Origin of the sequence: Duffyella sp. Ts4, assembly GCF_051851875.1 — a bacterium.
Taxonomy (GTDB): domain Bacteria; phylum Pseudomonadota; class Gammaproteobacteria; order Enterobacterales; family Enterobacteriaceae; genus Duffyella; species Duffyella gerundensis.
The window spans coordinates 1-13,051 of the sequence record NZ_JBLYPN010000011.1; the positions used below are offsets into that span (position 1 = coordinate 1).

Sequence of the window (13,051 nt, forward strand, 5' to 3'; positions counted from 1 at the left end):
GGAACTGCCAGGCATCAAACCAGAAGGGCCCCGCGCGAAAGCGCGGGGCCCTTTCGCATGGAAAAAATCTACCTTAACAGAAAAGATTAGCCCGGAAAGCGTTATCCAGGCCGTGAAATATGCCTGAAATGAATTTTCTTTGATGCTATAGATTTTTGAAGATAAGCTAAAAACTTTAGTTATACAGATCGGATGGACAACCGCTGCGTTAAGTTGACGGAAGCAAAGACCGCTCTGGCCGCAGTAAGATAGGGATAATATGTCTTCCGCACGGCAGCAGAAATGAACCTTCAGAGCGCTACTTATTACTGCATTCCGCCAGCCATTCCACAATAAACTGAGCAATTTCGTCAACGTTGTTAAGATCCAGTCGCGGCATATTCACCTCAATAGCAACGTCGCTGGCCACAGCAATCACTTTTTTATCCAGCAAGTCACTTAGCTCGCCCTTAACTCCCTCTCGCCACAGCACAATTTTTGGCACATCCTCGCCTTTAAAACCTTCGACTAGAATCAGATCTGTAATATTTTCATCAAATTGTGCAGCCAGGTCCCGCAACTCCAGTTTTATCGCGGCAGGCGTTTCGGTCATTAATGCCCAGCGCTGACTGCTGGCGACCATCACCTGATCGGCACCTGCTTTCCGTAATCGATAACTGTCTTTGCCTGGCGTATCGACATCCATTTTATGATGAGTATGCTTAATCAGACCCGGCCGTATTCCTTTCGCTTTCAGGCGTGGAATGAGCTTAGTGAGAAGCGTCGTTTTGCCGGTGCCACTCCAGGCGACAACTGCCAGTAATGGAAGCATTAAAGTTCCCCTGCCATACGTAACTCTTCAGCGGTATTCACATTCATAAAAACCTGCTCTTCCTCAGTGAACTCAACGGCATGTCCACCTTGCTGACGCATAAAATGCATGACCTTACGCTCGCCCTGTTGCAAAAAATGCAGGAGTTCATCAACACAGCGTCGATTGATCACTGACAACATCGGATGGTCACGCTGGGTTGATTTTACCCACACAATAGGTGCCTCAGCTTTAGCCTGCCAAAGGCGTGCAACATAGTCTGCGGGGATAAAAGGTGTATCACAGGCGGTAAAAGCCGCCCATTCGGTTTCAATATTCTGCAATGCCGCGAGCATGCCCGCCAGCGGCCCCAGATAATCGTCCAGCGAATCGCCGATTACCTGACAGCCGCTGCGCTGATAACTATCCTGATGGCGATTTGCGCTAATGATCACCGTGCTCACTTGTGGCTGCAGACGCTTTAACACATGCTGATACAGCGGTTCGCCATTGAGCAGCATCAAACCTTTGTCCTGCCCACCCATACGCGAGCTGCGACCACCTGACAAAATAACGCCTGTAACATTAGCCTTCATGACCTACCTCAATGATGTTGGCGCAACGATTCGGGTAACGTAATGCTACCTTCTGCATGTGGAGATCATAATGAAATACCAACGCCATAACGAGCTTATTGAATTGCTTTCAGCTGCCTGGCTCACTGCGCCTGATCTCAACCTGCTCCAGTTTATTCAACAGATAGCCTGTGAGGCGGGATACAACGAAAATCTTGCAGACCTTACGGATGACGCGTTGATTTACCAGCTCAAAATGCGGGATGCTGCCAGCGATGCAGCCATCCCCGGCTTGAAAAAAGATTATGAAGATGATTTCAAAACGGCGTTGTTGCGTGCGCGTGGCGTGATCAAAGAGTGATATCAGTGCTATCCTTGCCCGCTCCGACAGCTAAACGAGCAGGCAATGATCATGAATGATGCCGCATTTAATTTCCACACGCTGGATCCTGAGACCATCGTTGATGCGCTTTGGGATACCGGTATTCGTGTGGAATCAGGGCTGACGGCACTTAATAGCTACGAAAATCGCGTTTATCAGTTTACCGATGAGGATAAGCGTCGTTATGTGGCAAAATTCTATCGGCCGCAGCGTTGGTCAGCTGAGCAGATCCTTGAAGAGCATACCTTTGCGCTGGATTTAAAAGCGGATGAAGTGCCCCTTGCCGCACCGCTTTTATTGCAGGGCAAAACGCTGCATCAACACGCTGGCTTTTGGTTTGCCATCTTCCCCAGCCTTGGGGGACGACAATATGAATCTGATAATGAAGATCAGATGGAAGCGGTTGGCCGTTTTATCGGACGCATTCATCAAACCGCCGCTAAAGGCGCCTTTCATTCCCGTCCGACCATGGGTCTTGAGGAATATATTCTTCAGCCTCTTCAGCTGTTGGAAAACAGCCCGCTGATTCCGGTTAAGCTGAAGCCGCTTTTACTGGCGGCGCTGGAGCGGCTTGGCAAAACTTTACAACAATGCTGGCATACTGACTGGCGCCCTCTACGGCTGCACGGCGACTGCCATGCAGGTAATATCCTCTGGCGCGATGGTCCATCCTTTGTGGATTTAGATGATGCCCGAACGGGTCCTGCGATTCAGGATTTGTGGATGCTGATTAATGGCGACCGTCAGGAGCAGCGTATCCAGTGGGATATTCTGCTGGAAGCCTACGGCGAGTTCAGCGAGTTCGATCTACATGAATTGTCACTGATTGAGCCTTTACGGGCCATGCGCATGGTTTATTATCTGGCGTGGGTTGTTCGCCGCTGGCAGGATCCCGCTTTTCCACGCAGTTTCCCGTGGATGACCGATGAGGATTTTTGGCGCAGGCAAATTGGCTTATTTACCGAGCAGGAAAAGCTGCTGCATGAGCCGCCAATTCAACTGGCCCCTGTATTTTAATATGATGAATGGAGAGTTTGAACAGATGAAAAAGATTTGGTTGGCGCTGGTTGGCCTGATGCTGGCATTCAGCGCCTCAGCGGCGCAGTTCACCGATGGTCAGCAATATATCACCCTGGATAAACCTGCCACTGGCGAGCCGCAGGTTGTGGAATTCTTCTCCTTCTTTTGCCCTCACTGCTATCAGTTCGAGCGTGTTTATCACGTCAGCGAGACGGTGAAAAAAAATCTGCCGGAAAACGTTAAGGTGACGAAATACCACGTTGAGTTTTTAGGCGGCGAAATGGGCAAAACCGTTACTCAGGCCTGGGCTGTTGCCATGGCGCTGGGTGTGGAAGATAAAGTCGCGGCGCCCATTTTTGACGGTATTCAGAAAACCCAGACCATTACTGATGCTAACAGCCTGAAAGATACCTTCGTTAAAGCCGCAGGCATCACGCCAGCCGAGTATGATGGTGCCTTCAACAGCTTTGCGGTTAAAGCACTGGTCGCACAGCAGGAAAAGGCCGCGGTAGATGTCAATCTGCAGGGCGTGCCGGCGATGTTTGTTAATGGCAAATATATGGTGAATAACGGTGGTCTTGATACCAGCTCAATGGATACCGTAGCACTGCAATACGCTGACGTAGTAAAATTCCTCGTCGCGAAAAAGTAATATTTTTATCATCAAACGCATCAGTTTTACTGGTGCGTTTTTTTATGCCGGCATTTTGCCGCTGGGTAAATAAATAGCCCTAATGCGAAAATTTTTTTGCCGGATACGGCATTAAAAATTAGCCGTACAAATTTAATATCCACATTGAAGTAAATCACAATTTATGCTGGCACCAGTCAATATATTTGTACAGGCTATTGATTTTAATCAGTTATATGTTTTAGTAAAATCTATATTATTGTAAGTCACAACAGGCTTGCAAATTTACGCACAAACTTATCCACAGGATGATCCAAAGGATCATCTCCTTCCTCGCTGCCCGTTCGCACTCTTTTATGCCGGTTGTTTTATCTTTTCTTGTCAGCTGTGGCATGCTTGTCACAAACATTGGCAACGAAGACGTAATGACTTATGGCTCAAATAGCAGAAAACCCACTGATTCTGGTCGATGGATCATCTTATCTTTATCGTGCTTATCACGCTTTTCCCCCGCTGACTAACAGCGCAGGCGAACCAACGGGTGCGATGTATGGCGTCCTGAATATGCTGCGCAGCATGCTGCTGCAATATAAGCCGAGCCACGTTGCAGTGGTTTTTGATGCCAAAGGAAAAACGTTTCGCGATGAGCTGTTCGAGCATTACAAATCGCATCGTCCACCCATGCCGGACGATCTGCGTGCGCAAATCGAACCTTTGCATCAGATGGTAAAAGCGATGGGCCTGCCGTTGTTGGCCGTTTCCGGTGTCGAGGCTGATGACGTCATCGGTACGCTGGCCTTGCAGGCAGACAAAGCGGGTCGCTCGGTGCTGATCAGCACCGGTGATAAAGATATGGCGCAGTTAGTTACGCCGAACATCACGCTGATCAATACCATGAGCAACAGCATTCTGGGCCCGGAAGAGGTCAATGATAAATATGGCGTGCCGCCAGAATTGATCATCGATTACCTCGCACTGATGGGCGATGCCTCCGATAACATTCCGGGCGTGCCGGGCGTCGGTGAGAAAACCGCGCAGGCGTTGCTGCAGGGTTTAGGCAAAATGACTGCGCTCTATGAGAATCTGGATAAGGTGGCCGCACTTGGCTTCCGCGGTTCCAGGACCATGGCGGCCAAGCTTGAACAGAACAAAGAACTCGCGTTTCTTTCCTATCAATTGGCCACCATTAAAACCGATGTGCCGCTGGATCTGAGTTACGAGCAGCTGAACGTAGCTGAGCCGGAAGTCGATTCACTGCTTTCGCTGTTCCGTCATTATGAGTTCAAGCGGTGGTGCAGCGATCTTGAAGAAGGGAAATGGCTGCAGGGTAAACGAGGCGGCGGATTTACTGCGTCTGCAACCGCTGTCGAAGCCGCGCCCGTCGTTGAGGCGACCAGCGTGCTCTCTGCCGACGGTTACGTCACCATTCTTGATGAAGAAACCTTCGATCAATGGCTGAAAAAAATCGCAGCCTGCGACGTATTTGCCTTCGATCTGGAAACGGATTCGCTGGACACGCTGACCGCTACTATTGTCGGCATCAGCGTGGCCGTTGCGCCGGGCGAAGCGGCCTATCTGCCGGTTGCTCATGATTATATTGATGCGCCACCGCAGCTCGATCGCGACTGGGTGCTGTCGCGCCTGAAGCCAATCCTTGAAGACAGCTCTGCCAGTAAAGTCGGGCAAAATCTCAAATACGATCGCGGCGTGCTGAAAAATTACGATATCGAATTACAGGGCATTAAATTCGATACCATGCTCGAATCCTACTTGCTGAACAGCGTTGTGGGCAAACATGACATGGATACGCTCTCAGCACGCTGGCTAAACCACAAAACCGTTACCTTCGTAGAGATTGCCGGTAAGGGCAAAAATCAGCTTACCTTTAACCAGATAGCGCTGGAGCAGGCTGCGCATTATGCCGCAGAAGATGCCGACGTCACGCTGCAGCTGCATCTGAAAATGTGGCCGGAACTGGAAAAGCAGACTGGACCGTTACGCGTTTTCAATGAGATTGAAATGCCGCTGGTTCCGGTGATTTCGCGTATTGAGCGAAACGGCGTGCTGATCGATCAGCATATTCTGGCCAGACATTCGCAGGAGCTAACGCTGCGCCTTGATGAGCTAGAGAAACAGGCGCACGAGCTGGCTGGCGAGCCGTTTAATCTCTCTTCTACTAAGCAGCTGCAAACTATTCTGTTTGAGAAGCAGGGCATTAAGCCAACTAAAAAAACGCCGGGCGGGGCACCATCAACCAGCGAAGAGGTGCTCGCTGAGCTGGCACTTGATTATCCGCTGCCTAAAGTGATCCTTGAACATCGCGGCTTATCGAAGCTGAAGTCGACCTATACCGACAAACTGCCGCAGATGATGAATCCGCTTACCGGACGCGTACATACCTCTTATCATCAGGCGGTAACGGCGACCGGCAGGCTCTCTTCAACCGAGCCAAACCTGCAAAATATTCCGGTGCGTAACGATGAAGGGCGTCGCATTCGCCAGGCATTTATCGCTTCGCCAGGCTGTCGCATTGTGGCAGCTGACTATTCGCAAATTGAGCTGCGCATTATGGCGCACCTGTCGCAGGACAAAGGTCTGCTACAGGCGTTTGCTGAAGGCGAAGATATTCACCGTGCTACCGCGGCTGAAGTGTTTGGCAGCCCGCTGGACAAGGTCAGTGGTGAGCAACGTCGCAGCGCCAAAGCAATCAACTTTGGCCTGATTTACGGCATGAGCGCTTTTGGTCTTTCTCGTCAGCTCAATATCGGTGCCGGCGAGGCGCGGAAATATATGGACCTTTACTTCGAGCGTTATCCTGGCGTGTTGCAGTATATGGAAAATACGCGCAAATTCGCCGCAGAAAAAGGGTATGTGGAGACACTGGATGGCCGTCGTCTGTATCTGCCGGACATCAAATCTAGCAATGCGATTCGTCGCAAAGCCGCCGAGCGTGCAGCGATCAATGCGCCAATGCAGGGTACCGCAGCAGACATTATCAAACGCGCCATGATCGAAGTTGATCGGTGGCTCCAGCAGCAGCCGGATGTGAAAATGATCATGCAGGTTCACGATGAGCTGGTGTTTGAAGTGAAAGAGCCCCTGCTGGATGAAGCCTGTGAGAAAATTCGCCAGCTGATGGAAAGCAGCATGCAGCTTGATGTGCCATTGCAGGTAGAAGTGGGCATTGGTGATAACTGGGATGAAGCGCACTGATTCCGTTATCGCGTTAGACCAGCAATAAGAAAACGCTCTGGTGATACGGTTTAGCCATGGCACTGCGCCATGGCCGATCGCTAACCGGCTAAAGCAGAAGCACTTTTCTAAAGTAAGCGCTACTGGCTGAATGTGTTTTTGTGATGAAGATTACAGAAACAGGCTGCTTTAATCTGAGCTAAATGCAAAAAATGCTTTTTCGCTCACAAAAAATCGGGTAAAGTTCGCGGCGTAGGGTACAGAGGTAAGATGTTCTATCTTTCAGACCTTTTACTTCACGTAATCGGATTTGGCTGAATATTTAGCCGCCCCAGTCACTTTTGTGACTGGGGCGTTTTTTATGGCTGCGCGGCAGGAAAGCGGACGTCTATTCGCCCGTTTCCTCTTCCTGCGGCGGCTGGCTGAACCAGCTGTCGAGCTTCAGACGCAATTTATCAACGCCGATTTTCTTCAGGGATGAGAACATTTCCACCTGAATGTCGCCAACATAGGCTGCCGTTGCTTCCTGCACCACCTTAAGCTGCGCTTTGCGTGCGCCAGAAGCCAGCTTGTCCGCTTTAGTCAGCAGAACCAGCACGGAAATCCCGCTGGTCACGGCCCACTGAATCATCTGTTGGTCGAGATCTTTCATGGGATGACGAATATCCATCAGCACCACCAATCCTTTCAGGCACTGGCGCATCTGCAAATATTCACCCAGCGCGCGCTGCCACTTTTTCTTCATCTCTTCCGGGACTTCGGCGTAGCCATAACCGGGCAAATCCACCAGGCGCACGCCTTCAACGACCTGAAACAGGTTAATGAGCTGCGTACGTCCCGGCGTTTTACTGGTGCGCGCCAGACTCTTCTGATTGGTCAGCGTATTCAGTGCGCTGGACTTACCGGCGTTTGAACGGCCTGCAAACGCCACTTCGATGCCGGTGTCGGCCGGTAAATGGCGGATGTCGGGCGCACTGGTTACGAAATGGGTTATATGATAATTCCAGGACAAAATGGCACTCCAGCTTAAGTCATAACAATTTGGCGGTGATTATACCTTGATTGGCGGAAAAGCGCCCGATGGGTTCCGATCGCATTACGTTGTGAGAGATTGGCTATGGTTTCTGTCAGTGATTAATATAATTATAAAAAAATTTAAAAAATAACTACTTAATTTTCAATTGATTGTGATTGTTCTCGCTAGAGAGGATGTAATATTCGCTGGCGCTACCTTGTGAGTTGAACCAGATGGTCTACATTATTCACAGCGTCAGGTAGACGAGCTTCCTCAGGAAGCGCTCAGGGATAGCCCGGAAGGCAGCAGAGCAGGGAAAAAGGATGGGGTCTGAAGGAGAGACCGTCAGGGATAAGGAAGCGCTCGGGATGAGTGGACAGCAGACGGGATAAACCGGGATGTTGATTGCATAAAGGGATGTAAAGGATGACTGTCCTTCTACGGAAGGTACGAAAAAAGGCGACAGATTGCTCTGTCGCCTTTTTTCTTTGTCCGCTTTCTGCTAGATTCCGCCGCAATTCTATACTGAATTATCATTGCCGAGAGCCAACATCATGAAGCAACCTGCACGCGCGCCGCAGGGTAAGACCGCAGCGCCAAAAGCCAAGCGTAAATCGCGCGAAGAAATGAACGTTGAAGCACGCGATCGCAAGCGTGATAAAAAACACCGTGGCCATGCAGCGGGCAGCCGGGCTAATCCTGTTACCGAAGCCCAGAAGAAAGGCAACGGCAACAAAAAAGCCGATCCCCGTATCGGCAGCAAGAAGCCGATTCCGTTAATCGCAGAGGGCCAGCAAGCTGCGGTTAAAGCCAAACCGGTTGCGGAGAAAAAAGCCGCCGCCAGGCCGCGTCTGAGTCCGCAGGAAGAGCTGCAGATGCTGGAGAATGACGAGCGTCTGGATGCCTTGCTGAATCGTCTGGAAAGCGGTGAGAAACTCTCTGCTGAAGATCAGGCATGGCTCGATCAGACACTGGATCGTATCGACGTCCTGATGGAACAGCTTGGCATTGAGCTGGACGAAGAAGAAGAAGATGAAGCGGACGAAGATATGTATCGCCTGCTGAAAGGTAAAGATTAATTCAGCCTGATCATGATCGCGGCGGTGTTTTGACGCGGCGATCAGGAATCGCTTAATGATAATGATTTGGCCTGGATCAATTTTAGCGCTACTTCTTGCATGTTATCTGCTCTGGCTATTGTTTACACTACGGCGCCTGTCGCAGCTTAAGGTTTTGCTGCGACGGAGAGCCGTCAGACAAGCGCCTTCTTTACCCCCGCGTGTGCGACGGTCATCCAGACGACGCAACGGGAGAGAAGATGATGGCGGCACCGCAGATAGAGTGGGATCAGGCGCTGATAGAGAAATATAATCACGCCGGACCGCGTTATACCTCTTATCCCACCGCGCTGGAATTTAGCGAACAGTTTACCGACGCTGATTTTACCGCCGCGGCCAGCCGTTATCCTCAACGGCCACTTTCGCTCTACCTTCACATCCCTTTTTGTCACCGTCTCTGCTATTTCTGCGGTTGCAATAAAATTGTGACGCGCCACCAGCACAAGGCCGATCGCTACCTTGATGTGCTGGAAAAAGAGATTCAGGCGCGTGCTCCTCTGTTCAGCCAGCGTACCGTGAGCCAGATGCACTGGGGCGGCGGCACGCCTACGTTCTTAACCACAACGCAGATATCGCGGCTGATGGCGATGCTACAGCAGCATTTTACCTTCGCGGCTACGCCGGAAATTTCCATTGAGATTGACCCGCGCGAAATTGAGCTCGATGTACTCGATCACCTGCGGGCTGCAGGATTTAACCGTCTGAGCATGGGCGTGCAGGATTTCAATAAAACGGTGCAGGAGAAGGTCAATCGCGTTCAGGATGAGAACGTGATTTTTGCGTTAATGGCACGGGCTCGTGCACTCGGCTTTACCTCCAGCAATATCGATCTGATTTACGGCCTGCCAAAACAGACGCCCGAAAGCTTTGCCTACACGCTGCAAAAAGTGGCTGCACTTAATCCCGATCGCCTCAGCATCTTTAATTACGCGCATTTGCCGGCCATGTTTGCCGCCCAGCGCAAAATTAAAGATGCCGATCTGCCGGATGCGCAGCAGAAGCTCACCATCCTGCAGCAATCGATCGCCTCGCTCAGCACAGCGGGCTATCAGTTTATCGGTATGGATCACTTTGCCCGTCCGCAGGATGAGCTGGCCATTGCGCAGCGGGAAGGCAAGTTGCATCGCAATTTCCAGGGCTACACCACGCAGGGCGATAGCGATCTGCTGGGGCTTGGCGTCTCGGCCATCAGCATGCTGGGCGACAGCTACGCGCAAAATCATAAAGAACTTAACAGCTGGTACGATCGGGTTGAACAGCAGGGCAGCGGGTTATGGCGAGGCGTGATGCTGAATGAAGATGACTGTCTGCGCCGCGAGGTGATCAAATCGCTGATTTGCCATTTCACTCTTGATATCCGGGCGCTTGAACAGCGCTGGTCCCTGAGCTTTGCTGACTATTTTGCTCAGGATCTCGATTTGCTGATGCCGCTGGCAGAAGATGGGCTGATGGAGATCGACGCAGAGCGCATCAACGTCACCACACGCGGACGATTACTGATCAGGAATATCTGCATGTGCTTCGATCGCTATCTGCGTCACAAGGCGCGTTTGCAGTCGTTCTCGCGGGTCATCTAATAAAAAAGCGCCGGTGGGCAAACCCCGCCGGCGCTTTATTAATTGAAGAAACCGATAAGTGCAGCACAGAGCAGGGCGGCAACGGCTGCCTGAGGCGTATGGCTGATGCCGGGGCTCTGCGAAATGAGATGAATGAAGTAATCAAACATGTCAGTTCTCCCGTGTTCGTTCAGCATAATACTGAATGGCATCAGCCTGTAAAGATGCAATCGCGAAGAAAAAATGCGATCGCTTTTACCACCGAAGCAGGATTTTTTTAGCCTTACCCGTTTACTCCATACCTAACTCTTTTAGCTTCCGCGTCAGCGTATTACGCCCCCAGCCCAGCAGACGCGCCGCCTCCTGTTTATGTCCTTGAGTGTGGCGCAGCGCCGTGGTCAACAAGGTGCGTTCCATCTCGGGCTGAGCCTCGGAAAGCAGGTTTTGATGACCGGATCGCAGCGCGCGATCGGCCCACTGCGCCAGCAGCGTTGCCCAGTTATCCGGTAATGACTGAGAAGGGCTTTCCGTTGCCGAGGACTCAAACAGTTCGCCGGGTAAATCCTGCGTCAACACTTCCTGACCGGCAGCCATTACCGTCAACCAGCGACAGGTATTTTCAAGCTGGCGAACGTTGCCTGACCAGTGCAGTCGCGTCAGGGCGGTTTCGGTATCCGGATGCAGAATCTTTGCCTCAACGCCCAGTTCACGCGCGGCAACCTGCAGGAAATAGCGTGCCAGGCGCGGGATATCTTCCCGGCGTTCTCTCAACGGCGGCAAATGAACGCGAATCACATTCAGGCGATGAAACAGATCCTCACGGAACTTACCTTCCTGTACGCGCATCTCCAGGTTCTGGTGGGTTGCCGCAATAATACGCACGTCAACTTTCACCGGTGCGTAACCGCCAACCCGATAAAATTGCCCATCAGCCAACACGCGCAGCAGGCGGGTTTGTACGTCCATTGGCATATCGCCAATCTCATCGAGAAACAGCGTGCCGCCATCGGCCTGTTCAAAGCGTCCCTGACGAATCTGATTAGCGCCGGTAAATGCCCCTTTTTCATGACCAAACAGCTCTGACTCAATCAGATCTTTGGGAATCGCCGCCATGTTCAGGGCGATAAAAGGCGCTTTCGCTCGCGGGCTGTGGCGATGCAGCGCATGCGCAACCAGCTCTTTACCGGTACCCGATTCGCCGTTGATCAGAACGCTGATCGAAGAGCGCGACAGGCGGCCGATGATACGAAACACATCCTGCATCGCCGGTGCTTCACCGATAATATCGGTGGTTGGTCCGCTTACCGGCTGATTACGCGGTTGTTGCTGTTCCTGATAATGGCTGATAGCACGTTCAACCAGCGCCACCGCCTCATCGATATCAAACGGCTTTGGCAGATAGTCAAAGGCACCCTGCTGATAGGCACTCACCGCCGCATCCAGATCGGAGTGTGCGGTCATGATAATCACCGGTAACATCGGATGCCGCTGCTTGATTTGCTTCAGCAGCGCCAGGCCATCCATGCCGGGCATGCGGATATCGGACAGTAAAACATCGGGTGTTTTGGTGGCGAGCGCGTCCAGCACTTCATTGCCACTTTCGAACGTCGCGCAGGTCAAACCGGCTCCAGTAAGTGCACGTTCGAGCACCCAGCGGATGGAGCTATCGTCATCGACGATCCAGACTATCCCTCGTTGCATAGAAACCTCACTGGCGAATGGGCAGGAAAACCGAGAATTCGGTATGACCAGGCCAACTGTTAAATTCTATTTTTCCTGAATGCTGGTCGATCAGGCTGCGGGCGATAGAGAGACCTAAACCGGTGCCTCCTTCGCGGCCGCTGACCATGGGATAGAACAGCGTATCTTGTAATTGCGTCGGAATACCCGGGCCATCGTCTTGAACATCAATACGCGCCGCCAGACGATAGCGAACGCCATGCAGGGTCAGCTGAAAAGCGGTGCGGGTACGCAGCGTAATCGTGCCGCCTTCGCTTCCCAGCGCCTGCAACGCATTGCGCACCACGTTAAGCAGCACCTGCTCAATCTGGTCCGGATCGTGGGGCAGCTCTGGCAGGCTCGGATCGTAATCACGCAACAGTGACACATTCTCCGGTAGCTCCATCGACACCAGATTCACCACGCGCTCGGCAACCTGATGAATACTTTGCGTAATATGCATGCCCGGCTGCTGCGGACCCAACAGGCGATCGACCAGATTACGCAGGCGATCGGCCTGTTCGATGATCACTTTGGTATATTCAGTTAACGACGGATCGGGCAACGCTTTAGCCAGCAGCTGCGCCGCGCCGCGTAATCCACCGAGTGGATTTTTAATCTCGTGCGCCAGTCCGCGCACCAGGTCACGCGCCGCCACCTGTTGAGCGTGTTGAATCTGTTCCTGGCTGAGGCGGCGCTGGTTATCCATCGGCGCCATTTCCATAAGGATAAAGCCGTCCGGCAGACGCTGCGCCGTAAGTGACATGATATGCGCCCGGCTGTCGACCACCAGCGTCACTTCGCTGTCGGTGAAGCCCTGGCCTGCCTGTAAACTCTCATTCATAACATCAACGTTGAGCGAAAAATAACCCATCAGCTCAGGCAGCGGCGTGCCAAATAATTTACGTGAGCTTTGCGCCAGCAATTGCTGGGCTGCCGGGTTGGCGTAATGAATGACCAGTTCGTCATCGACCAATAAAATACTGTTGATCAATGAGTTAAGAATCTGCCCGGCATCGGGCAGGATGGATGTTGCCATACAGCGATCCTCTG

At 51.9% G+C, this 13,051-nt stretch carries 13 protein-coding genes; 7 read left to right on the forward strand and 6 right to left on the reverse strand.

Annotated elements, in window-relative coordinates; all coding sequences use genetic code 11:
* Positions 1–298 precede the first annotated feature (298 nt).
* Together mobB and mobA are read right to left on the reverse strand one after the other, a co-directional pair.
* Complete coding sequence (gene mobB / locus ACJY2L_RS14965) at positions 299–811, reverse strand: molybdopterin-guanine dinucleotide biosynthesis protein MobB (RefSeq protein ID WP_439214380.1); 513 nt, start codon at positions 809–811, stop codon at positions 299–301.
* A complete protein-coding gene (gene mobA, locus ACJY2L_RS14970) occupies positions 811–1,386 on the reverse strand; it encodes a molybdenum cofactor guanylyltransferase MobA (protein WP_439214381.1) in 576 nt (191 codons plus the stop codon). Before mobA ends, mobB begins: the two co-directional genes overlap by 1 nt.
* Positions 1,387–1,456: 70 nt before the next feature.
* Between mobA and ACJY2L_RS14975 the strand changes: the two genes are divergently transcribed.
* The 5 genes from ACJY2L_RS14975 to ACJY2L_RS14995 all read left to right on the forward strand — a co-directional run bounded on the left by ACJY2L_RS14975 (position 1,457) and on the right by ACJY2L_RS14995 (position 6,908).
* Complete coding sequence (locus ACJY2L_RS14975; RefSeq protein ID WP_264289672.1) at positions 1,457–1,726, forward strand: YihD family protein; 270 nt, start codon at positions 1,457–1,459, stop codon at positions 1,724–1,726.
* Between the two features lie 51 nt (positions 1,727–1,777).
* A complete protein-coding gene (locus ACJY2L_RS14980; protein WP_439214382.1) occupies positions 1,778–2,764 on the forward strand; it encodes a serine/threonine protein kinase in 987 nt (328 codons plus the stop codon).
* A gap of 25 nt (positions 2,765–2,789) precedes the next feature.
* On the forward strand, positions 2,790–3,419 hold the full coding sequence (dsbA, locus tag ACJY2L_RS14985) for a thiol:disulfide interchange protein DsbA (protein ID WP_439214383.1): 630 nt from the start codon (positions 2,790–2,792) through the stop codon (positions 3,417–3,419).
* 411 nt (positions 3,420–3,830) lie between these two features.
* A complete protein-coding gene (polA, locus tag ACJY2L_RS14990) occupies positions 3,831–6,611 on the forward strand; it encodes a DNA polymerase I (protein WP_439214384.1) in 2,781 nt (926 codons plus the stop codon).
* A 249-nt stretch (positions 6,612–6,860) separates the two neighbouring features.
* The gene (locus tag ACJY2L_RS14995; protein WP_071892919.1) at positions 6,861–6,908 is read left to right on the forward strand and encodes a spot 42 RNA, inhibition of DNA synthesis; all 48 of its coding nucleotides are present in this window, start codon (positions 6,861–6,863) and stop codon (positions 6,906–6,908) included.
* Between the two features lie 70 nt (positions 6,909–6,978).
* Here the strand turns inward: ACJY2L_RS14995 and yihA are convergent, their stop codons facing one another.
* Positions 6,979–7,605 carry a ribosome biogenesis GTP-binding protein YihA/YsxC gene (gene yihA, locus ACJY2L_RS15000; protein WP_439214430.1) on the reverse strand — a complete coding sequence of 209 codons (627 nt, stop codon included), beginning with the start codon at positions 7,603–7,605 and terminating at the stop codon, positions 6,979–6,981.
* 554 nt (positions 7,606–8,159) lie between these two features.
* On the opposite strand from yihA, the gene yihI reads away from it, so the two are divergent.
* Together yihI and hemN are read left to right on the forward strand one after the other, a co-directional pair.
* Positions 8,160–8,684 (forward strand): Der GTPase-activating protein YihI, encoded by a 525-nt coding sequence (gene yihI, locus ACJY2L_RS15005; RefSeq protein ID WP_439214385.1) that lies wholly within the window; start codon positions 8,160–8,162, stop codon positions 8,682–8,684.
* 242 nt (positions 8,685–8,926) lie between these two features.
* On the forward strand, positions 8,927–10,300 hold the full coding sequence (gene hemN, locus ACJY2L_RS15010; protein ID WP_439214431.1) for an oxygen-independent coproporphyrinogen III oxidase: 1,374 nt from the start codon (positions 8,927–8,929) through the stop codon (positions 10,298–10,300).
* A gap of 38 nt (positions 10,301–10,338) precedes the next feature.
* On the opposite strand, the gene ACJY2L_RS15015 is transcribed toward hemN, so the two are convergent.
* The 3 genes from ACJY2L_RS15015 to glnL form a co-directional block, all read right to left on the reverse strand.
* Complete coding sequence (locus ACJY2L_RS15015; RefSeq protein WP_157883828.1) at positions 10,339–10,449, reverse strand: YshB family small membrane protein; 111 nt, start codon at positions 10,447–10,449, stop codon at positions 10,339–10,341.
* Positions 10,450–10,570: 121 nt separating this feature from the next.
* The gene (glnG, locus tag ACJY2L_RS15020; protein WP_067426529.1) at positions 10,571–11,980 is read right to left on the reverse strand and encodes a nitrogen regulation protein NR(I); all 1,410 of its coding nucleotides are present in this window, start codon (positions 11,978–11,980) and stop codon (positions 10,571–10,573) included.
* A 7-nt stretch (positions 11,981–11,987) separates the two neighbouring features.
* Positions 11,988–13,037: a nitrogen regulation protein NR(II) gene (gene glnL, locus ACJY2L_RS15025; protein ID WP_439214386.1), complete on the reverse strand. Its 1,050-nt coding sequence runs from the start codon at positions 13,035–13,037 to the stop codon at positions 11,988–11,990.
* Positions 13,038–13,051 lie beyond the last annotated feature (14 nt).

Coding starts and splice junctions, on each gene's coding strand:
- ACJY2L_RS14980 (WP_439214382.1), top strand. CDS start 1,778: ATGAATGATGCCGCATTTAATTTCCACACGCTGGATCCTGAGACCATC.
- hemN (WP_439214431.1), top strand. CDS start 8,927: ATGGCGGCACCGCAGATAGAGTGGGATCAGGCGCTGATAGAGAAATAT.
- yihI (WP_439214385.1), top strand. CDS start 8,160: ATGAAGCAACCTGCACGCGCGCCGCAGGGTAAGACCGCAGCGCCAAAA.
- ACJY2L_RS14975 (WP_264289672.1), top strand. CDS start 1,457: ATGAAATACCAACGCCATAACGAGCTTATTGAATTGCTTTCAGCTGCC.
- mobA (WP_439214381.1), bottom strand. CDS start 1,386: ATGAAGGCTAATGTTACAGGCGTTATTTTGTCAGGTGGTCGCAGCTCG.
- mobB (WP_439214380.1), bottom strand. CDS start 811: ATGCTTCCATTACTGGCAGTTGTCGCCTGGAGTGGCACCGGCAAAACG.
- polA (WP_439214384.1), top strand. CDS start 3,831: ATGGCTCAAATAGCAGAAAACCCACTGATTCTGGTCGATGGATCATCT.
- glnG (WP_067426529.1), bottom strand. CDS start 11,980: ATGCAACGAGGGATAGTCTGGATCGTCGATGACGATAGCTCCATCCGC.
- ACJY2L_RS15015 (WP_157883828.1), bottom strand. CDS start 10,449: ATGTTTGATTACTTCATTCATCTCATTTCGCAGAGCCCCGGCATCAGC.
- glnL (WP_439214386.1), bottom strand. CDS start 13,037: ATGGCAACATCCATCCTGCCCGATGCCGGGCAGATTCTTAACTCATTG.
- dsbA (WP_439214383.1), top strand. CDS start 2,790: ATGAAAAAGATTTGGTTGGCGCTGGTTGGCCTGATGCTGGCATTCAGC.